Origin of the sequence: Streptomyces sp. 549 (assembly GCF_030124175.1) — a bacterium.
In the GTDB taxonomy this organism is placed as follows: domain Bacteria; phylum Actinomycetota; class Actinomycetes; order Streptomycetales; family Streptomycetaceae; genus Streptomyces.
In genome coordinates, this window is record NZ_JASKMT010000004.1 from 120,182 (window position 1) to 141,288 (window position 21,107).

Genomic DNA, 21,107 nt, shown 5'->3' on the forward strand with positions numbered 1-21,107 from the left:
AGGCGTGGACGTGCCGGGTGCGGGCGTGCTGACGGGCGCTGCCTGGACGGCACGGCTCAGGAAGGGTCGCCGAGCCCGCGCCAGGTCCAGGTGGTCGACGCCTCCAGTGGTTCGATCGGGGTGACCAGGCGCGGGTGCGTGTTCAGGCCGTTGGGCGGTCCGGTCTGCGGCTCCACGCAGACCGCCTCGGCCTGCTGGTCGTAGACCACCGCCCACTCGCTCCGGCTGGTGACCCGCAACTCCAGCTCGCCCGGCCAGGTGAGCGTGACGTCCACGCCGTCCGGCATGCCGAAGCAGTCGTCCCAGGGGCCGGGCTGGGGTGAGAGTCGCCGTCCGGTGGGGATGTGGTCCTCGCCGCGCTCCTCCTGCCACTCGGCGGTGAAGTCCAGCGCCACGTCCGAGCCGCCGCGTCCCAGGTTCCGCAGGAACCAGGGGTGCCAGCCGACCTGCGCGGGAAAGGACTCGGCTGACGTCTCGACACCCGTCGTGAGCGTCAGACCGCTGCCGTCCTCGGCGAGTTCGACCACCTGCGTGACCAGGCCGTCCCACGGCCAGGGGTCACCCAGCGGAAAGGTGAACACCGCGGAGCGGGCGTCCGAGCGGACCGCCCGCCACTCCCCCCGCCACCCCGTGCCGTGCATGGCGTGCGGGCCTGCGTCCAACGGGAGTTGGTGGGTGTCACCCCCACTCAGGAAACGTCCCCGGTCGATCCGGCCGCACCACGGCACCATCACGAACGAGCCGTAGGCGTCGCCCTGCCGGAGCAGTTCGGCACCGTGGACGCGGAGGGATGAGACGCGGCAGCCGTTTCCCGGTTCGACGGTCAACTCGGCGGGCCCTGCGGCAAGCCGCACAGCGGCAGTCTGAGTCGTCACGTCGACGACCCTAACGGCCCCTGCGACGGAGCACGCGCCCCACCACCACCGCCGTGGCCAACGCGAGCGCGGCGGCGGGCGCCGCCCAGCGCAGTGTGTCGGCGGTCGAGGAGTCGTCGGGCGCCGGCACCGGTGCGTACCGGCCGCGCGGCGGGGCGTGGTCCACCTCCTCCGCGCTGCGCCCGATCATGGTGCGCCGTGCGTGCGCCGCCTCGGCGGCGGGCACCCCCTCGACGTCGGCCGGGTCCTGGGCCCCGAACGGCCCGGCGTCCTCACCGGGCAGCTCGCCGGGCACATCCCCTGGCAGGTCACCGGGCAGGTCACCGGGCATCTCGCCGGTGGCGAACAGTTCGTCGGCGTCGGCGTCGGCGTTGTCCTCCGCGTGGTCATCGCCCACCCCACCGTTGCGGTCGGCTGCTTCAGCGTCGGCCGGCTCCCCGGTACGGCCGGGTCCCGCAGGTTGCTCCGGACGGGGGGCGTGCGGGTCCGGCGGGGCTGCGGGCATGTCCGCGTCGAAGACCGGTTCGGGGCTCTGCGGCACGGACGGGTCGGGCTGCGGTGTGCCGCTGGACGTGGTCTCCGAGCTGTCCGGGGACTCCGGGGCGGGGATGCCGGGAATGACCCGCGCGTTGTCGTCCGCGGGCGAGTCGGCGGCAAGGCTCTCGGCCAGGGCCACCGCGAACCGGTCGAGCAGGCGGCGCCCCGCGGTGGCCTGCTGCGTTTCCTCGTACTCGGTGATGCGGCCCTTGCCGGCCAGCGTGCCCTCGCAGACCAGCACCGTCCCCGCGCCCTCGCCGGGGTTCTCCGCGGGCCGCGGCAGCATGCTCATGGACAGCAGGGCGGAACCGGAGCCCCGGGCCTCCTGGCCCTCGCCCTCGATGGCAAAACCATTCTCCCGGGCGCTGATGCGCAGCACCCCGCGGTAGGTGATGGACGAGCCGGCGATGCGCAGCCTCAGCCGCCCTTCGACCGCACCGCCGTCCCCGGCGGAGTCGGCAGCCGCCGCGGGCCCGGAGGCCGGCTCGGCCTCGTCCGGCGTGTCGAGCTGAAGGCCCGGCACGCACCGCGCCACGCGCTCCGGCTCGGAGAGCGCCGCGCGCACCTCGCCGACCGGAAACGGAACGTACACCTCGTGCTCCATGCTTCCGAGCCTACCCACGGGGTGGCCGAGATGTACCCGCCCGATGCGCGACGCGCGCCGCGGTCCCACCCGACGGGCCGCAGGCGGCACACCGGCCGGGGGGACGGCGGCGTGTGCGGAAGGCGGATCAGGCAGCAGAGGCGAGAGCGGCGAGGCACCGGGCCGTGCCGCCAGGGTCGGTCGTCTGGTGGAGGTGCGTGCCGGGAAGGTGTGCCGTGCGCCAGCCGCGTTCGCGTGCGGCAGCGGCCAGGACTTCGTAGGGAGGGCTGAACAGCAGATAGGCGCAGGGGTGGTCGTCCCAGCCTTCGGGGACCGGGATGCGCTGCTCGTAGAACGACAACGGCAGGGTGGGCTGCTCCTCGATGACCGTCTGCCGCATCTGCGGATCGGGGAGCATGGGAGCGATGTCCGACTCCTCCCACCAGTCGGTCCAGCGTGGCAGCCGCCCGTTCACGGCCATGGGGCGGAGGAACTCCAGCATCTCGGGTGAGGCGACCGCGGTCGAGCCGTGCCGGGCCGGGAGCGCGGCGTCAACGAAGATCGAACTCGTCACCGAGTGGTCGAGGCCTGAGCGGATCGCGGGAAGGTACAAGCCTGCGTTGCTGTGTGCCACCAGGGAGACGGGGCTGCCGGTCGGGACCTGCTGGAGGTCGTCTCGGACGGCGTCGACGACGCGCGGCCAGAACGGCGGGGCGCCGGCGCCTGCGTGCAGCAGCGACGGGACCCGCACCTGGTGTCCCGCCGCCGCCAGGTGTTCGGCCACGGGGCGCCAGGTCGAGGGCCCCACGGACGGACTGTGCACGAGAACGAAGGCAGGCTGCATGGGTTGATGCTGGCGCCCGGGTCGTCGCAGGCGCGACCGGATCGGCTGAGAGCGGATCGACCGGCGCGGCAACGCACCTGCGGCCTGACGCAGGCCGGAGGCCACCGCGGCACGGACTACTCGCAGCGCGGGTGCTACTTACAGCGCGGGTGCTACTCGTAGCGCGGGTGGAGGAGCGTGGAGGGTTCGGCGGGGTCGGGGCGGTGGGCCTGGGCGGTGCGCGCGGCGCGCTCCAGCGCGGGCCGGTCCACGTCGCCCGGCCCCGGACGGAGTTCGGGCGCGGTGTGCCGGGCGGCCAGCAGCATGCCCCAGTCCGCGGCGTCGGCCGCCCGGCCGGGCGGCGAGCCCTGCCGGGCGCGGTCCGGACCGGCGGGGCCGCCGGACAGCCTGCCGTCGACGGCGTAGGGCAGAGGCCGGAAACCGGCGGCGCGCAGGGTGGCCTCGACGGTCCAGAACGCGCCGCCGTCGCCGCCCGTCACCGAGGGGGCGTGCACGGCGAGGCGTCCGCCGTCGGCGAGGGCGCGCGCGACGAGACCGTAGAACTCCTGCGAGTAGAACTTGGTGCTCTCGGCGATACGGGGGTCCGCCAGGGTGGAGATCACCACGTCGTAGGGCGGGTCGCCGCTGCCGGACCGGTCCCGCAGCCAGCGGAAGGCGTCGGCGGCGGCCACTTCCACCCGGGGATCGTCCAGTGAGTGGGCGTTGAGGGCGCTGAGCTGCGGATCGCTGCGGGCCAGGTCGAGCACACCGGGGTCGAGGTCGACGACCGTCACCGTCCGGACGCCGGGGTGCCGCAGCACCTCGCGGACGGCGAGGCCGTCGCCGCCGCCGAGGACGAGCACGCGTGCGTGCTGTCCGGCGGCCATCGCGGGGTGCACCAGGGCCTGGTGGAAGCGGGCCTCGTCCGTGCTGGACGCCCGCAGGCGTCCGTCGAGGAAGAGCCGCAGCGCGGGGCCGTCAGGGCCGGAACCGGGGACGGAGCCGGAGCGGAGGTCCGGGTGAGGGCCGGGCTCGGGCCCGGGGGCGGGGGCGCCCTCGGTGAGCACGATCTCCTGCACGTCGGTGTGCACAGCCACCCGCACGTCGGCGCCGTAGACCGCGCGGCGGGCGGCCTCCTCGAAGCTGCCGGCGAACGCGGCGGCCGTGGCGAGCAGCGCCACCACGGAGATGTTGACGGCCAGCAGTGCGGCGCGGGTGGCCGGGGTGAGGTCGCTGCGGAACAGCCACAGCACCACCACGCCGCCCGCTACGACGTTGACCACGCCGACCAGCAGGGCGCCGGTGAGCTGACCGAAGAACGGCAGCAGCAGGAACGGGAACGCCAGCCCGCCCACGAGCGCACCGACGTAGTCGGCGGCGAACAGGTCGGCGACGGCGACGCCGGGGTCCTGGGCGCGGATGCGCTGGATCAGGGTCATCAGCAGCGGCATCTCCGCGCCGATCAGTACGCCGATGGCGAGGGAGAAGCCGACCAGGGCGGCCTGGGACTCGCCGAACCAGGCGAAGCAGGCGTACAGGGCCATCGCCGAGCCGCCGCCGACCAGTGCGAGCAGCGCCTCGATGAAGCCGAAGGCCGCCGCGGCACGGCAGCGCAGCCGCTTGGCGAGCAGCGAGCCGACGCCCATCGCGAAGACCATGACCGACAGCACGATGGACGCCTGGGTGACGGAGTCCCCGATCAGGTAGGTGGCCAGGGCCACCAGTTCGAGTTCGTACACCAGCCCGCAGGCGGCGCAGACGAACACGCAGACGAGGACCACGGAGCGGCCGAGGCCCGGGCGCACCGGCAGTTCCACGGACGGCCCGCCCGTCCGTGCGACCGGGCCCGGCACGGACTGGTCGATCATGTTGTGAACGCTACGTGACGCTAAACCTCCGTCATGTCACCCACAGGAGTGGTCTGTTGGTTCACTCGGCGCCATGAGCCGGACCCCGGTCCGATGGTCGTACCGACGCCCGCCCCGACGTACCACCGCACGTGGGGGACGTACCACCGGACAGTGGGGCCCGGTGGCTGTCAGACGGTCAGGTGCTCCCGGGTGCGTACGCCCACCCGGGTGCGGGTGGCGACCAGTCGGCCCTCCTGCGGGTAGGAGTGCCACGTGCGCCAGCACACCTGCTGCTCGACGCGCTGGACCAGCAGGGCGGTGAAGGCGTGCGGACTTCCGGGGAAGGTGCCGGCCAGCCCGTTGGGGTGGTCGGCGACCAGGGCGAGGAGTTCCTGCGCGCGGCCGGCGAACGAGCCGGTGGAGAGCTTCTCGACGCGGGCGGCGAACTCGTACTCGTAGGCGCCGAGACGCTTGGACACGCCGAGTGGCAGCGGGCTGCTGCTGCCCGGCATGCAGGCGACCGTCTCCGAGCAGCTGCCCTGATCGTCCTCCAGCAGTACCTGGTGGGAGGCGCCCAGCAACCGCAACTGCACGCGGGCGTCGGAGAGATCGAGGTCGAGTGTGGCCAGGGACGGCAGTGGTTCCCTGCCCAGGGCCCAGGCGAGGTCGCCGGCCCGGGTGTCGGAGTAGGCGGTCTGGAGAATGGTGAGCATGGATCGGCTCCGCAAGCACGTGTGGAGGGTGGGCCGGCCACCCCTCGGATAAGCCTCGGGATTCGCATTCACCGGCTCGTGCCCACGTGGGTCCGGGATACGACGTCACCGAATCATGGTTATCGCCAAGTCCACAGTGCTTTTACCCATCTTCGCCACGTTTCCATACCAGAGGGGGCGGTGCTGGTCAGGTGTTCAACTACCGCCCCCCGCAACCCCGCGCGTTCAGCAGCCGCCACCACCGTCACTGCCGCCGCCACCGCCACTGTCGCCCCCTCCGGAACCGCCCCCGAAGCCACCGCCCGAGGCGCAGGAGCCGGAACCTCCGAATCCGCCGTCGAAGGAACCCGCGCCTCCATGGCCGGCCACCATCCCCGTTCCGTGGCCGCTGTCGTGGCGGACACCGCCGCCCGCGCGGAACGAGCCGCCCCGGCGGGCCCCGGCTCCGCGGCCCCCACCCACAAGACGGATGACGAAGACGGCCGCGAAGAGCGCCATCAACGTCAGAACGAAAAGTACGAAGATGTACTCCATGATGGTTTCTCTTCCTGTCGCGTGCTCTTCCCGCGTCCCCCGTTCAGGACGTGTGCCTGACATTCCCACGCCATGACCACGCCAAAGCGCAGTTGAGGAAGACCAGAGCTTCGCGCAGGATGGCCGGCATGGGACGACCGCTGCTCAACCGCCGCCTCGCAGAATTCGGCACCACCGTGTTCGCCGAGATGTCGGCGCTCGCCCAGCGCACCGGGGCCGTCAACCTCGGTCAGGGCTTCCCCGACACCGACGGGCCCGAAGCCGTCCGTGAGGCCGCCGTCCGCGCGCTGCGCGACGGCCGCGGCAACCAGTACCCGCCCGGCCCGGGTGTTCCCGAGCTGCGCACGGCCGTCACCGAGCACCAGCGGCGTTTTTACGGCCTGGGCTTCGACTCCGACACCGAGGTCCTGGTCACCGCGGGCGCGACGGAGGCCATCGCCGCCTCGATGCTGGCGCTGCTGGAGCCGGGCGACGAGGTCATCGCCTTCGAGCCCTACTACGACTCGTACGCGGCGAGCATCGCCATGGCCGGGGGCAGGCGGGTGCCGCTGACCCTGCGCGCCCCGGACTTCCGCCCGGACCTGGACGAGCTGCGCGCCAAGATCACCCCGCGGACCCGCCTGCTGCTGCTCAACTCCCCGCACAACCCGACCGGCACCGTCCTCACCCGCGACGAGCTGGCCGCCATCGCCGAACTGGCCGTGGAGCGGGACCTGCTCGTCGTCACCGACGAGGTCTACGAGCACCTGGTCTTCGACGGCGAGCACATCCCGCTGGTCTCCCTGCCCGGCATGCGCGACCGCACGGTGTCGATCTCATCCGCGGGGAAGACGTTCTCCTTCACCGGCTGGAAGGTCGGCTGGGTCACGGGGTCCGCTGCACTCGTGACCGCCGTCCGTTCCGCCAAGCAGTACCTGACGTACGTCTCGGCGGGACCGTTCCAGTACGCGATCGCGGAAGCGCTCGCGCTGCCGGACGGCTACTTCACCGACTTTCGCGAGGACCTGCGCGCCAAGCGAGACATCCTCGCCGACGGGCTCGCGGAGGCCGGCTTGGGGGTCTTCCGCCCGCAGGGCACGTACTTCGTCACCACCGACATCGCCGCCCTCGGCGAGACGGACGGTCTGGCCTTCTGCCGGGGCCTGCCGGAGCGGTGCGGCGTGGTCGCCGTGCCCACCCAGGTCTTCTACGACGACCCCGAGGCCGGCCGCACACTGGTCCGCTTCGCGTTCTGCAAGCGCGAGGACGTTCTGCGCGAGGCCGCCGCACGCCTCCGACGACGGTGAGCGCCTTCCGATGGCATCTGCCATGCCCGCCGACCACAGCTCACGGTGAGCAGCCCGTGGTCCTGACCGAGCGTGTCTCCCGCCGCCCCTGCCCGGTCCGGCAGACGGAGTGCGCCAGGGCGCCTGCCCCCGTGGCAGGGCATCGACGTGGGCTGACGCGGTCGGCACACCGGGGTTCCCACGTGCCTTCGCACCACGACCTTGCCCGGCATGAGCCCTTCACGTGCTGACCTTGACGGGCTGCTCCCATGGCTCGTCTCCGCTCACGGCAGGGGGCGGGAGCAGGTGGAGGTCTCGACGTAGGCAAGGCCGTCGTAGTCCTGGGCGGGCACTGTCGGGGCGTGGTGCAGCCGGTAGGTGAAACGCGGCACGTTGGCGCCCAGGCTGCGATGCCTGTGCTGCCTGCCCAGCCAGTCCCGTACCTCGGCGGGGGCGGTCCGGGCGGCGCGCAGATCAACGAGGTGGTCGCCCGGGACGGCCTGAGCGAGCTCGGCCTCCAGTGAGCCCACTCCCGGTCTGCTGATCCGGTGCGGGACGGCGGGCCGGCGCATGTTGCGACCCCGGCGGGCGCGGAACGCACCCGCGCCGAAGAGCATGCCGAGGGAGTAGTAGGCGTCGCCATAACGCTGGTGCAGGTGGTGGCCGAGGGCGGGCACGCCGGGCATGTAGTGACCCCGGGACACATGGCCGTTGTGTGCCCAGACCACGACCTTCTCCTCGCCGCTGCCGTTGGGACCGGCCGGCCCGGTGCCGTCGACGACGGCACTCACGGCTTCGGCCATGTACCGGTCGCGGGCGGTGAACAAGCGCGTGTCGAAGGAAAGGGTCACCAGGTCCGCGGACCTGACGAGCACGTGGGTGTGGCTGATCGCTGCCTCGGTCGCCTCCGCGCCCACCTGCGCGGTGAACTCCGCCCGCCGGTCGGTCAGCAGGTCCAGCAGGCGCTCGGCCGAGGCGCGGAGCCCTTGCTGGGGGTCGGGCCGGCTCCCCGGCCGGGCGGTGTCGAGCGGTGCGAGCGCGGACTGTGCGGCCACCGCCTCTGCCGGCGCAACCTGGTGGAGGAAGTCGGTGACGTACGCGACGGACGCCCGGGAACGCTGTGGGTCGATCCCCACAAAGCGCACCCGCCGCCCGGGCGCGGCGCGCTGGTTGTGCGCCCGCATCCAGGTCACAAGCGCACGCATCTCCTCGGTGTGCCAGGTCCAGAAGCCCAGGCGTCCCATCAACTCCCCGGGGTCGCCGCCACCACCCTGGACGTAGCCGTCCACTGCCCGGGCGGCGGATTCGCTCGCCTCCAGCGCCAGTGTGGTGAAGCCGGCTTCCACGACGAGGAACTCGAAGATGCGGTGCTTGAGCTGGAAGAACTCCCGGCTGCCGTGTGTCGCTTCACCGAGGCCGACGATGCGTACCCCGGACAGGGCGGCACCGAAGGGCGCCAAGTCCTCACACCGCCCGCCCGCGGTCAGGCGCTCCAGCCGCCAGGCTTGCTCCGCCAGCCAGTCCGTCAAGCCCTGCGGTGCGGGCGATTGCCCATGGGGAGTTGCCATCTTCCCGTCACTCCGTCCGGTCGGCAGTCCTGCATCCCGACCTCGTCAGGATGCGGCGCAGATCTTCCGCTGCCGCACCGTAGCCGTATGTCGCGGCCACACCAGAGAGATTCAGGACGACTTCATCGACCCCGGCCACCTCGTACTCACGGAGTCCGGCGTGAATCTCCTCGGCTGAACCGTAGAGAAACGTGCCCGAATCGACCAGGGCACGCGCGCCCAGATATGGCTGGGAAGGATGCAGCCGCAGACCGGCCTGCCGCAGCATGTCGGTGTAGTGCGCGGTGCTGAGGTGCGCCCTCGCTGCGGCGAGCGCGAGCTGGTAGGGGTCCCGACCGGGCCCCGCCAGAGCCGCGTGCACCACGGTCACCATCCGGGGCACCGGTCGGCCGCGCTCAGCCGCACCCTTGGCCATGGCAGGCAGCAAGACGTCCGCTACGTAGCCCGGGGGTGTCATCCAGCTGATCGCCGCGTCAGCAGCCATTCCCGCGGCCCGTGCCAGTACCGGCCGCAGCACGCCGAGCCCGAGCTCCACACCGGGGTGTTCGAGACCCGGAAGCAGTGGTGCGGCACCTCGCTGCCCGCCTGAGGGGAAGGCTTCAGACTGACCGAGGAAGTGCCGCGTGGCGTCCAGGTAGTCGATGCACGCGGTGCGCGGGCTCGTGTAGGGCTCGCCTCGCAGTTCGGCGGTGAAGTCCGGCGCTCCGGGCCCGACGCCCAACACGGTGCGTCGGCCGGTGAGGCGCGACAGCGATCGCGCCTGCACGGCGGCTTCGAAGGCGTGTCGCATCGGCATCAGGACAACGCTCGTACCGACCGGGATGTCGAAGCCGCGGCCGGCCAGGTAGGCGAACATCTGGTGCGTTTCCAGACTCAGCGACTGTCCCTGCCACAGCCGCGCGGCGTGCCCTTCCTGCACCAACTCGGCGAACGGGAGAAAGCTCAGCGGGTCCTTTGCCATAGTGGGGAAGATGAGGGAACAGCGCATGTTGTCACCCCTGCTCTGTCCGAGGCCCAGCCTCGGATGTCGCGGGCTCGGTCTCGGGACGGCCGTCGGCCCCGGGTTGATCGCTGGAGGTGTATCCGGCGGCCTGGAGATTGAAAAGATAGGCGTAGGTACCGCCGAGCTTCATAAGCGTCTCGTGTGAGCCCTCCTCGATCAGCTTGCCGTCCTCGATGACGATGATCTTGTCCGCGACACGTACGGTCGAGAAGCGGTGCGCGATGAGGAGAGAGGTTGCGCCCTGCGCAACGGTGCGTAGCCGACCGAAGATCTCGGCCTCGGCAGCCGCGTCGATGGCGGCGGTCGGTTCGTCGAGCACCACGATCGGGGCCTTGCGCATGAACGCACGGCTGAGCGCGATCTTCTGCCACTGGCCGCCGGAGAGCTGGTGCCCATCCTCGAAGTGGCGGCCGAGCATGGTGTCGTAGCGCTGGGGGAGGGCGTCGACGGCGGGAGCGATACCGCCCGCCTGCGCGGCGCTGCGAATACGGGTGTTGTCCGCCAGGTAGTCGACGCGGCCGAACCCGATGTTCTCCCGGACCGGCATCTCGTACCGGATGAAGTCCTGGAAGATCACGCCCATGTTCCGCTGGAGCTGCTCGACGTCGTACTCCTCAATGGGGACGCCGTCGATCAGGATCTGTCCACTGGTCGGCTCGTAGAGGCGGGTGAGCAGCTTGACGATGCTCGTCTTTCCGGCACCGTTCCGGCCGACGAGCGCCATGCATTCACCCGCCGCCAGCCGGAAGCTCACGTCGTCCAGGACGAGCCTGCCCGTACCCGGATAGGCGAAGCTGACGTGGCGGAACTCGATGCCCTTGGTCAGCCTCGCCGGGAAGTCCCGGCTACCACCGGTGATGGCGCGCTCCGGCATGTCGAGAAAGTCGAACAGATTTCCGAGGAAGAGAGTGTCTTTGTAGAGCGAGGAGAAGCCGAGCAGCATGCTGATGGCGGTCACCTGAATCGTGCCGATCGCCTGCAGGTAGCCGGCGAGTTGGCCAATCTGCCCGGAAGTGATCGCACTGTGGATGGCCCAGATGATCGCCCCGGAGGATGCGCCGACGCTGAGGGTGCCGAGCAGCCCGGAGAGCATCGACTGCCGGCGGGCCAGCCCCCTGTCCACCCGGAAGAACTTCTGCACGAGTTCCTGGTAACGCCTGACGAGCGTGGGCGCCAGTTGAAAGAGACGGACTTCCTTGAAGGAGTGGTCGGTGGTGGTCAGGTACTGGTAGTAGAAGAGGCGACGGCGCTCGGGCGCCCGAGCGAACTCGATCTCGAACGCCTTGTGCGCGTAGATCATGTGGGAGATGGCCGCGGGTATGGGGGCAAGAAGGATGAACAGCGCCACCCATGGGCTCCAGACGAAGAGGACCGAGCCCACCGAGACGATGGTGATCAGGTCGCGCCCTACGTCCAGGAGTTGGGAGAACAGCTGGTAGATCCGGCCTCCGTTGCTCTCCTGGAACGCGCGCTGGAGCTTGTCGTAGGAGTCAGCGCTCTCGTACTGCTGCAGTTCCAGGCATGTCCCCTTTCGCATCACTCGCTCACCGATCTTCGTGGTGAGCTCCAGCCTGAGCAGGGAGTCCAGGTACTGGATGCAGGTGCCGAGCAGATGGTTGGCGATCGCCAGCAAGAGCAGCAACACGGCGTACCGGAGCGCTTGGTCCCCTGCCGCCTCCGACCCACCGATCGCGTCCGCGACGGCCTGCACGGCCGCCGCGGTCAACGCGATCTGGATTCCGGGAACGGCGGCTGAAAGGACCGTCACGACGGTGTACGCCGTGACCCGTGTACGGCTCAGCTGCCAGAAGAGCCGCATCACGCGGAGCCAGATCATTGCTGCCCCCGTGCCACCAGTCGGCCGCGGATGGCGCGGAGAGTCTGGCCCCAGAGTCGATGGCAGTGTTTCTCGCGCTCGAGATCCACCGGAAGAAGCCGATTGAACTGCACATGAGCCAGGCTGCCGAGCACGTCGTCCGCCGTGCCGACCAGCGTGCCACGTGCGGTCGCCGCGCGTACGGCCTCGGCGACCTCGGTGACGGCGGTGGCTTGGGGTGCCAGCAGCTCGGCGAGACGGCTGCGGTGCCGCGCTCCCTCGGGATGGGTGAACCGTTCCCAGGGGGTCAGCAGTTCGCACAGGTAGTCGCGGTTGTCCCGGAACTGTCTGCGTGTGGCTTCGTCCTCCTTGACGTGGCTCAGCCGGGTAGTGCGCTCCGCGAGGGACATGCCCCACTGGGCGTGGAGTATGTCCAGCGTGGCGACGCCGAGGAACTCCGGCTCGAGGCCGATCTTCGTGGCGATGAGCGCTGCAGCCACCTCACTGTTGGCGGCGAAGAGCCGCTCCACCGCGTCGAACGTATCCACACCGCCGTACCGAGCGACCTCGGGGGCGTAGCTGGAGACCGCGAGGTCCCTTGCCATGCCCTGCGCGACGACATCGCGGCCCCAACCGGTGAACGTGGTGAGGAGCTCCGCCGGCGCCGAGCCCCGGACGCGGATACGCAGATGCGGGAAAGGGTCGGCGTAGCGTAGGTAGAACCAGCGGTCCAGCAAACCGTGTGCACGCAGTTCGGCCACGACCGCGCGCAGCGGACCCGTGATGATCTCGTCATGGCGCTCGGGTACGGCGTAGAGCTTCAGGAACGTCCATTCGCCGCCTGGCAGGTGGCGCCGGACCGGCACCTGCGGGCTGGGGAAGACGGCGTCGCGTGCCACCCGTCCGGCGTCCTTGGCGACGACCGGGACAACCAGCTCATCGAGATAGGTCTTGCCGTCATCATCGCTTACCCATGTGTGGTCCGGTCCCGGCAACATCTCGTGCAGCACAACCTCCGGCTTGTTACGGAGTTCGGCGCGCAGCTCGTCGACACAGACGGGGTTGTCGAGGTCGAGCAACAGCCGGTTGTCCCCGTTCACAAGAAAGACGTGTCGCGGCACCTGCCAGCGGGCGAACCAGCCGTCCAAATCGTCGCGTTCCTCCTGCGTAATCTGCCACTGGGCGACGCGCAGCACGATTCGGCCCCGCGTGACCCGGGGCAGGAAGGGCGACGATTCGAGCGATCCCCAGTAAAAGCCGGTCGGCAGAACGTAGCCGTCCAGCGACACCTCGGTCAGAAACCGCGCCACGTTCGGCGCTAGCGCCGGACTCAGCATGTGGTGCTGCGCGACCACGATCTCCCGGTCGAGCCGTTTGGACCACAGGTAGAAGCGGCGGTTCGTAGCCCCGACGAGAATGTCGTCAAGCGGGATCGTCCGGTCCTCGGCCACGGATGGGACGGTGTTGATCGGGATCTCATACGGCCGGACGCTCGGACGGACAGCCACGTTCGCGGCCCTGCCGTACGACGGGAGATAGGCGAGCTCCGCGTACGCCACCTCGGGGTTCAGCCGCTCCTCCTGGTGGGCGAAGTCGTGCACCATTCGTAGCGAGGGTTCGTCGATGAGGTCGTGGAAGCGGCCGAAGGTTCGGCCGCCGTACGCAAGCCCGTCGGCACGCAGGACCGCACGCCACTCACCGGCGTCGATCGCCTCCCGGCTGGTGGCGGCGATTTGCAGATAGGCGTCCATGGCCGGCGGCCAGACCCCGGTGTCCGAGCGCGGCGCGATCCGGTCAAGCCAGGCGTCGGTGAGCTCGACCTCCTGAGCGCGCTGCCACCATGCCTCCTGGGCGAAGCGGAGAAGCGCCCGGTCCCGGCGGCTGGCGTCCGGCTGGGGCGCGGCTGGCAGCTCAATGCTGCGCGGGGGCATTGTGTAGGTGGGCGGGGCGTCAAGCCCTTGGTCGGCACTGAGAAGTTCGAGCACCGGCACGCGCGTGCCGGCACCGTAGGTCTCCTCGAACTCCTCGCGGTAGCGCGTGAGGTGGTGCGCCCTTCCGAGCGTCGTGGACAGCCGCATCAGTACGTCCACGGCGTCTGCTGCGGCTTCACCGACGGACGTATTCAGCTGGGGTGCGCGCAGGTCGAGCGCAGCGTCGGCCTGATAGGTCTGGCCGCGGTACTCGGGCAGCAGGGCGGTCTGAGTGGCCTTGAGCCGACGCAGCGAGGCGACGTCATCGGCACGCTCGGCCAGTTCGGCGACTCCTCGCAGCCGCTCCGCGGCGTCGGCAGCGTGCGGTACGTCGGCCAGAGCCTTCAACACGTCCTGCTCTGGGCGGGCCGCGGTCTGCGGCGGTCGCAGATCGCCGACCAGAAACCCGAGGTCCCATAGTTGGCGGACCAGCCCTTCAACGGTGTTCGAGTCCTCCTCGGGGAAGGCGGCGGTGAGTTCGTCGACTATCCGCTGGTAGGGGACGCAGTGGGCTGCGGCGGCCCACACCACGTCAACGGCTGGGGTCGCCCGGATGCGCACCGTCCTGCTGTCCCCCTGCCCGTACTTATCCGCCTGCGGAAGCACGACCCGGTCACCGGCCCGGTGGGCCATCAGGTTCAGCCGAACCGGGAGGTGCCGCAGCAGTTCGGGGTCCTCCTCCACCTCCTTGATCCACGACAGCAGCCAGCTCATGTCGGTACGCACCCGGAGTCGTCCGAGCGCCGGGCTGCCGAGGTGCAATGTGCTGCTGGGGCCGAAGGCGCCGACCCCCACCCCGGAGAACGCACCGAACGGAGTGGGCCTGGTGGCCATCCTGATGAGATAGCGAAGCAGCCGCGAGCGCACCTTGGCTGCTCGCTTCGGACTGAGGGCGTCCAGGCCCCGGTCCAGGGTCGTGGTCAGGTCCTCGCTCGCCACGAGCAGGGCACGTCGTACGGCCGGCCGCTGCGCGAGTCGCATCACCTTGTCGTCGGTCCGGGACGGGTCCGCCATCAGGTCGAGGAACTCGTTAAATGGAAGTGCGGGCGTGCGCAGCATGAAGAAGCCTGCGGGTGTGTAGGTGGCCATGCGTCACCTCGCGAGGAAGAGGCGGAACCAACCGGGCCGTTCGGCACTCAGCGCCGCGATCAGCGTCAGTGCCACACCGGAGGCACCCGTGAGCAGGGTGGGGTCATCCACGAGGACACCCGGCTCGTCCTGATCGGCGAAAAGCAGAGGTCGCTGCGGGTCAGCATGCTCCAGCAACTCCTCGGTGAGTCGCGGCAGGGCTGCTCGGGCGGCGCCGCTCCACGGCGCCAACTCCAGGCAAAGCATGAGAAGTCCGGCCTGTCCGTGGCAGAGAGTGGGCGACAGCGGGCGCGTTCGGGCGGTCCGCTCCAGCACGGCCTCGAACGCCTCGACGGCCACCTTGCGCAGACTGTCGTCACCCAGGCTCACGGCGACGGTCAACAGGGCGCCGGCGACCCCAGCGGTGCCGTAGCACCAGGCGAGCTGGTCTCCCGTGCAGGATGCCGGGAGTTCGACACCCTCCGGGCTGACGCCGGTGCCATCCGACCAAACCGGGCCGTGCTCGTCGGTATGCGACTGGGCAACGATCCACGTGGCCAGTGCGTCGATCGCGCCCCGGTGCCCTGGCCTCCGCAGACCAGCCCGCCAGGCCACGGCCAACGCGGCGGCGACCCCCGGCATGCCGTGTGACAACCCCAGGTTCAGGTAGCCGTGAGGCCATTTCTCCCGGTAGCTGGGCAGGGGTGGGTAGACGTCAGGGGTGAGCAGCCAGCGGTGAGGTGTGGCCGGGGTCTGTGCTGGGCCGGTGAGCCAGATCAGGTAATCGAGCAGTCGCTCGGCCGCCCCGCGCACCCGGTCCGTCGGCTTCTCGACGGAGCTCAGGTAGGCCAGTGTTCCGGCCGCTCCGGTGATGAGGTCGTAGTCGACGTCGCTGACCGCTCGCTCGACCCTCGGGTAATCGGTGTCGAGCACCTGGTTGGCCAGTTGCTCGTGCAGCCGGTCGAGACTGGGTCGAAAACGAGGTTCCAGACGTACGCATTCGGCCACCGTCAGCGCGAGACCGCTGGTGCCGGCGAAGAGCCCAGGGCCGCTCAGCGGTTCAACGGAGGTGGCCGCCACTGCTTCGCGGAGGTGGTGGAAAGCTGCGTCCAGATTGCCCAACCCGGCCGACGCAGCGTACAGGTGCAGCAGAGCGGCGCCGGCCTGTCCACTGCTGACGCTGGGTGGGTACCAGCCTGTTGGCCGGGGAGACTGTTCGGCGCTCTGCAGCACGAGTTCGGTGAGCTGTGCGGTGTCAGAGGTACGTTCCGTCACGTGGGTGACCGTGCGCCGGACTCGTTCCGCCAGTAGGCCGTCCTCCAGCCCGATCCAGCTGTCAGTAGTGTCAGGGACGCGTGGCATCGTTCTTTTCCTTGTCTCATGACGGGACTGGGAAGCCATGGCGGCGTACGGGTGCTGCCGTGCCAGCATCACGGCAGCACCCGTCGCAGCGCTCCGCGCCTGACTGGCGCGTGTTACTGCGGACTACTGCGGACTACTGCTCGGGACGGCACAGGGCGGTGCAGAGGGACGTGCAGGCGCAGGTGCTGGTCACCTTGCATGCGACACGAGTGCAGACCGTTCGGGTCGCGATGGACGAGATGGACAGCGGGCCGACCTCCGTTTCACCGGCCTTCGGCGTGTTGACCTGAGCGTCGAGGTCGAATGCGTCCGACATGTTCATTCCTTTCGAGCATTCTGATGAAACCCGCGCAGAATCGGCACGGGTGCGTGAAGGGCGTTCTCCGCACGCAAAAGGAATTTTCATTCAGTCGGCGATAGCCCACCATTGTCGTCTGCGACAGTGTTTACCGTGACTGCTGCTGACGCATGGTGCTGCCCGGGTGGAACCGGGTGATCGACGGCCAGTTCCGTACAGAAGTAGTAGGCCGCCAGGCAGGCCGCCATCCTGGAACTGATTCCGAGTTTCTCCATGATGGCGGCCAGATGCGCGCGGACCGTGCGTTCGGTCACTTTGAGCTGGTCGGCCATCCACTGGTTGGACGAACCCTCGGATAACAGCGTGAACACCTCACGTTCCCGCGGGGTCAGCCTGTTGACTTTCTTCAGCGCATGCTTCCACTGCGGCCCTTCGACGGCCGCGGGGCGTCCGCACCCGCAATGGCCCTTCGCTTGACACGCGGCCGCCGGCCTGGGCACGACCTGATCTGCTCGCATAATTCCCCCTGAATCGACATGCGAGGTGCTGTGACCGGGGACTGCGGCCCAGGAGGGTCAGTCCTGGTGCAGGCCCATTCGGTGAGTGCGGTCCCCGCGAGTTGCGGTACCGCAACTCGGGCACGAGAAGCGCAGGTAAGAGGTTGACGTCGGCTTGCGCAGGCATCCCGTGGCCCTGCACGGCTGGTCCGGCAGGCCAAGGGAGAGACTGGGGGACGCGATGACCGGTTGACCATCGGCGAACGTGTCCAACTCGCCGCACTATGCCGTTGAACGCCCACTCAAAAGGCGGGCGAGGCCCTGGAAGACGGTCTCGGATTCGCCGTGCCGTCGCTCTTGGCAAGCACTACAGGGGCACGAAGAACCAGTGTTCTACACGACGAAACAAGAATCCATAAGCAAAAGAAACGGCCACCGTGAGTACAGGCGCACGCATGGTCTTTTCAGGCACTTCCCCCATTGCCAAGTTAAGTTTGGTCGGCTCTTAACGTTGCGCTACACACTATGTATCGTCCACAGGCTGAGATCAACTCCCTCTTATGTGACGTGCGTCACACGTTCCAATTGCGAATGCAACACCTTTCGGCGACACCTATAAGCAATGGCCGAAACGAGTTTCCGCCTCAAGTTGGTTTAACGATCAAGGACTTCCCTGGTCGATGAACGATTCGGAGTCCGTGATTCCAGGAGCACCTCGCCGGAGCGAGCCACTATGAGGCGTCCCGGGGAATCCAACTGCAGACGGCTGGAGGCATGACGGTCCCTGGCGCGAGGAGATCAGCAAAGGACACGCCGACGGCCCCGGGCAGCAGATCGCCAGGCGTCGCTGTCCGGGGCCGTCGGGTGGTGCCGTGGTGCGGGGTGGCGCCGTGTTACTCGGTGGTGGTGCCGATGGGGAGGAGGTCAGTCCCCCTTCGGCTCCTCCGGGTTCTCGGTGCCCTCGGCGTTCTTCTCCAGGCCGAGCGCCTCCAGCAGCCACTTGTCGAACTCGATCGACGCCCGCACCCAGCTGACCGTGCTGGACACGAAGTGCTCCAGCGCGACACCGGTGCCGATGAGCATCTGCGCCTCACCGATCAGGCGCACCGTGCCGTCGTCGTGGGTGTGGCTGTAGACCTTGGGCCACAGGGTGCGGCGGTTCCAGTCGTCGATCGACTCGAGGATCTTCACCTTGTCGTCGATGGAGTGCGGCCGGTCGTAGAACGTGCGGACCGAGAAGACCTGCTGCTCCGCTTCGCCACGGAACATGAAGTACGTGCGGAATTCCTCCCACGGCGCCGCGAGGTCGCCCTCGTCGTCGACGACGTACTTCAGTTCCATCTGCTCAAGAAGCTGCTTGACCAGGTCCTGGTCAGGGACGACCGGTCCGGCCGGGCCCCCGCTCGGTTGCGGCTCGGGCTGCTGGCCCCCGAAATTCGGAATCGAGGACGGGTCGATGCTCACGTGAGGTTCCCTTCGTACGGCTCCGGCCATCCTCCCTCACCTCTGCCCCGTCCTGGCAAGCCCGGGCCGAACGGGTGAGGACGGGACCGGCCTGCCGGTCCGGCTGTGAGCCGAACGGGCAGGCCGGGCGCCTCCGGGCCGGACCGGCTCAGGCGCGGACCGGTGTGACGGTGAGGGCGGTGCCGGGCGCGTCGCCGGTGACGTCGACCCGGACGGTGTCGCCGTCCAGCACGTCGCCGCTGAGGATCGCCCGGGCGAGCTGGTCGCCGATCGCCGTCTGCACCAGCCGCCGCAGCGGCCGGGCCCCGTAGGCCGGGTCGTTGCCCTCGACGGCCAGCCAGTGCAGCGACTCGTCCGAGACGTCCAGCGTGAGCCGCCGCTCGGTGAGCCGCCGCTGCAGGCTCGCGATCTGCAGCCTGGCGATGCGTTCCAGCTCCGGGCCGCTGAGCGCGGAGAACACCACCAGGTCGTCCAGCCGGTTCAGGAACTCCGGCCGGAACGCCGCCCGGACCGCGCCGAGCACCTTCTCGCGCCGCTCCTCCGGCTTGGCCAGCGGGTCCATCAAGTGCTGGCTGCCGAGGTTGGAGGTGAGGATGAGGATGGTGTTGCGGAAGTCGACTGTGCGGCCCTGCCCGTCGGTGAGCCGGCCGTCGTCGAGGACCTGGAGCAGCACGTCGAAGACCTCGTGGTGGGCCTTCTCCACCTCGTCCAGCAGCACCACGCTGTAGGGCCGGCGCCGTACGGCCTCGGTGAGCTGGCCGCCCTCCTCGTAGCCGACGTACCCGGGAGGTGCGCCGACCAGGCGGGCCACCGAGTGCTTCTCGCCGTACTCGCTCATGTCGATGCGGACCATGGCCCGCTCGTCGTCGAAGAGGAAGTCCGCCAGCGCCTTCGCCAGCTCGGTCTTGCCGACACCCGTCGGCCCGAGGAACAGGAACGAGCCGGTGGGGCGGTTGGGGTCGGCGATGCCGGCCCGGCTGCGGCGCACCGCGTCGGACACCGCGCGCACGGCCTCACCCTGGCCGATCAGCCGGTTGCCCAGTTCCTCCTCCATGCGCAGCAGCTTCTGTGTCTCGCCCTCCAGCAGCCGGCCCGCCGGGATGCCCGTCCAGGCGGCCACCACGTCGGCGATGTCGTCGGCGCCGACCTCGTCCTTGACCATGGTGTCCTTGGCGGCCTCCTCCTCGGCCTCGGCTGCCTCGGCCAACTGGCGCTCCACGGACGGGATCTCGCCGTACAGCAGCTTGGACGCGGCGTCGAAGTCGCCCTCGCGCTCGGCGCGTTCGGCCTGGCCGCGCAGCTCGTCCAGCCGCTCCTTCAGCGCACCGACCTGGTTCAGCGCCTGCTTCTCCTTGTCCCAGCGCGCCGTGAGCTGCCGCAGCTCCTCCTCCCGGTCGGCCAGGTCACGCCGGATGCGGGCCAGGCGGTCCTGGGACGCGGGGTCGGACTCGTTGGCGAGCGCCAACTCCTCCATCTTCATCCGGTCCACCGACCGCTGGAGTTCGTCGATCTCCACCGGGGAGGAGTCGATCTCCATGCGCAGCCGGGACGCGGCCTCGTCGACCAGGTCGATGGCCTTGTCCGGCAGGAAGCGGGAGGTGATGTAGCGGTCGGAGAGGGTCGCGGCGGCCACCAGCGCGCTGTCCGCGATCTGCACCTTGTGGTGCGCCTCGTAGCGGCCCTTGAGGCCGCGCAGGATCGCGATGGAGTCCTCGACTGTGGGTTCGGCCACCAGCACCTGCTGGAAGCGGCGCTCCAGCGCCGGGTCCTTCTCGACCCGCTCGCGGTACTCGTCGAGCGTCGTCGCACCGACCATGCGCAGCTCGCCGCGGGCCAGCATGGGCTTGAGCATGTTGCCCGCGTCCATCGCCGAGTCACCGCCCGCGCCGGCCCCCACGACGGTGTGCAGCTCGTCGATGAAGGTGATGATCTGACCGTCGCTGGACTTGATCTCCGACAGGACCGTCTTCAGCCGCTCCTCGAACTCGCCGCGGTACTTCGCGCCGGCCACCATCGCGCCCAGGTCGAGCGAGACCAGGCGCTTGTTGCGCAGCGACTCGGGCACGTCGCCCTTGACGATGCGCTGGGCCAGGCCCTCCACCACGGCCGTCTTGCCGACGCCGGGCTCACCGATGAGAACCGGGTTGTTCTTCGTCCGGCGGGACAGCACCTGGACGACCCGGCGGATCTCCTGGTCGCGTCCGATCACCGGGTCGAGCTTGCCCTCGCGGGCCGCCTCGGTGAAGTCGGTGCCGAACTTCTCCAGCGCCTTGTAGGTGCCCTCCGGGTCGGCGGTGGTCACCCGCCGGCCGCCGCGGTTCGCCTGGAACGCCTCGGTCAGCTTCTTCGCCGTGGCACCCTGCTGGACCAGCAGCCGTCCGGCCTGGCCGCCCTTGTCGGCGACGGCGATGAGCAGGTGCTCGGTGGAGACGTAGGCGTCGTCCAGCGCCTTCGCCCGGCCGCTCGCGTCCGCGATGACCGCCAGGAACTCGCGGTCGGGCTGCGGCCTGGCGACCGTGGAGCCCTGCACCGTCGGCAGCGCGCCGAGCTGCTGCTCGGCGGCGGACCGGACCGCGGCCTGGTCGGCGTCGACCGCGGCCAGCAGGTCCTGGATGTTCTCGTTGTCGGAGCCCTCCAGCAGGGCCAGCAGCAGGTGTCCAGGGGTGATGTCGGGGTGGCCGCCGGTGATGGCACGGTTGTTGGCCGCACTGATCGCGTCTCGGCTCTTGTTGGTCAGCTCGGCATCCATCTGCGTTCTCTCCTCCTCGGTACACCTGACGGCTGCGGGACTCCCCGTGCCCTGACTCAATCAACGTGTACAAAGTTGAGTCTATTCCACTCAAGGCGTGGGGTCATCGTTTCTTCTGTAGATCACGCCACT

16 protein-coding genes are annotated in these 21,107 nt (G+C 69.7%); 1 reads left to right on the forward strand and 15 read right to left on the reverse strand.

All coding sequences use genetic code 11. From position 1 onward, the window contains the following. Window positions 1–56: 56 nt before the first annotated feature. The 6 genes from QNO07_RS06585 to QNO07_RS06610 all read right to left on the reverse strand — a co-directional run bounded on the left by QNO07_RS06585 (window position 57) and on the right by QNO07_RS06610 (window position 5,915). On the reverse strand, window positions 57–875 hold the full coding sequence (locus QNO07_RS06585; RefSeq protein ID WP_283990648.1) for an aldose epimerase family protein: 819 nt from the start codon (window positions 873–875) through the stop codon (window positions 57–59). A gap of 10 nt (window positions 876–885) precedes the next feature. Then, window positions 886–2,016, reverse strand: coding sequence for an SRPBCC family protein (locus tag QNO07_RS06590; protein ID WP_283990649.1), 1,131 nt, complete (start codon window positions 2,014–2,016; stop codon window positions 886–888). Window positions 2,017–2,143: 127 nt separating this feature from the next. Continuing rightward, window positions 2,144–2,803, reverse strand: a complete 660-nt coding sequence (locus QNO07_RS06595) for an alpha/beta hydrolase (RefSeq protein ID WP_283990650.1) — start codon at window positions 2,801–2,803, stop codon at window positions 2,144–2,146. 188 nt (window positions 2,804–2,991) lie between these two features. Next, window positions 2,992–4,686: a polyamine aminopropyltransferase gene (locus QNO07_RS06600; RefSeq protein WP_283990651.1), complete on the reverse strand. Its 1,695-nt coding sequence runs from the start codon at window positions 4,684–4,686 to the stop codon at window positions 2,992–2,994. A gap of 170 nt (window positions 4,687–4,856) precedes the next feature. Then, entirely contained in the window at window positions 4,857–5,381 is a 525-nt protein-coding gene (locus QNO07_RS06605; RefSeq protein WP_283990653.1) for a DUF2617 family protein, read from the reverse strand. Between the two features lie 225 nt (window positions 5,382–5,606). Continuing rightward, window positions 5,607–5,915 carry a hypothetical protein gene (locus tag QNO07_RS06610; RefSeq protein ID WP_283990654.1) on the reverse strand — a complete coding sequence of 103 codons (309 nt, stop codon included), beginning with the start codon at window positions 5,913–5,915 and terminating at the stop codon, window positions 5,607–5,609. Window positions 5,916–6,034: 119 nt separating this feature from the next. Here QNO07_RS06610 and QNO07_RS06615 point away from each other — a divergent pair, with 119 nt between their 5' ends. After that, window positions 6,035–7,201 (forward strand): pyridoxal phosphate-dependent aminotransferase, encoded by a 1,167-nt coding sequence (locus tag QNO07_RS06615; RefSeq protein WP_502961791.1) that lies wholly within the window; start codon window positions 6,035–6,037, stop codon window positions 7,199–7,201. A 263-nt stretch (window positions 7,202–7,464) separates the two neighbouring features. On the opposite strand, the gene QNO07_RS06620 is transcribed toward QNO07_RS06615, so the two are convergent. The 9 genes from QNO07_RS06620 to clpB form a co-directional block, all read right to left on the reverse strand. Continuing rightward, the gene (locus QNO07_RS06620; RefSeq protein WP_283990656.1) at window positions 7,465–8,748 is read right to left on the reverse strand and encodes an erythromycin esterase family protein; all 1,284 of its coding nucleotides are present in this window, start codon (window positions 8,746–8,748) and stop codon (window positions 7,465–7,467) included. Between the two features lie 7 nt (window positions 8,749–8,755). After that, entirely contained in the window at window positions 8,756–9,709 is a 954-nt protein-coding gene (locus QNO07_RS06625) for an LLM class flavin-dependent oxidoreductase (RefSeq protein WP_283990657.1), read from the reverse strand. 31 nt (window positions 9,710–9,740) lie between these two features. Beyond that, window positions 9,741–11,588, reverse strand: coding sequence for an ABC transporter ATP-binding protein (locus QNO07_RS06630; protein WP_283990659.1), 1,848 nt, complete (start codon window positions 11,586–11,588; stop codon window positions 9,741–9,743). Beyond that, the gene (locus QNO07_RS06635; RefSeq protein WP_283990661.1) at window positions 11,585–14,626 is read right to left on the reverse strand and encodes a lantibiotic dehydratase; all 3,042 of its coding nucleotides are present in this window, start codon (window positions 14,624–14,626) and stop codon (window positions 11,585–11,587) included. Before QNO07_RS06635 ends, QNO07_RS06630 begins: the two co-directional genes overlap by 4 nt. A 3-nt stretch (window positions 14,627–14,629) precedes the next feature. After that, on the reverse strand, window positions 14,630–15,880 hold the full coding sequence (locus QNO07_RS06640) for a lanthionine synthetase C family protein (RefSeq protein ID WP_283990662.1): 1,251 nt from the start codon (window positions 15,878–15,880) through the stop codon (window positions 14,630–14,632). 220 nt (window positions 15,881–16,100) lie between these two features. Beyond that, a complete protein-coding gene (locus tag QNO07_RS06645; protein WP_283990663.1) occupies window positions 16,101–16,283 on the reverse strand; it encodes an FDLD family class I lanthipeptide in 183 nt (60 codons plus the stop codon). 86 nt (window positions 16,284–16,369) lie between these two features. Continuing rightward, window positions 16,370–16,783: a response regulator transcription factor gene (locus QNO07_RS06650; protein ID WP_283990664.1), complete on the reverse strand. Its 414-nt coding sequence runs from the start codon at window positions 16,781–16,783 to the stop codon at window positions 16,370–16,372. Window positions 16,784–17,686: 903 nt separating this feature from the next. Further along, entirely contained in the window at window positions 17,687–18,226 is a 540-nt protein-coding gene (locus QNO07_RS06655) for a type III secretion system chaperone family protein (RefSeq protein WP_283990665.1), read from the reverse strand. 148 nt (window positions 18,227–18,374) lie between these two features. Next, window positions 18,375–20,975 (reverse strand): ATP-dependent chaperone ClpB, encoded by a 2,601-nt coding sequence (clpB, locus tag QNO07_RS06660; RefSeq protein WP_283990666.1) that lies wholly within the window; start codon window positions 20,973–20,975, stop codon window positions 18,375–18,377. Window positions 20,976–21,107 lie beyond the last annotated feature (132 nt).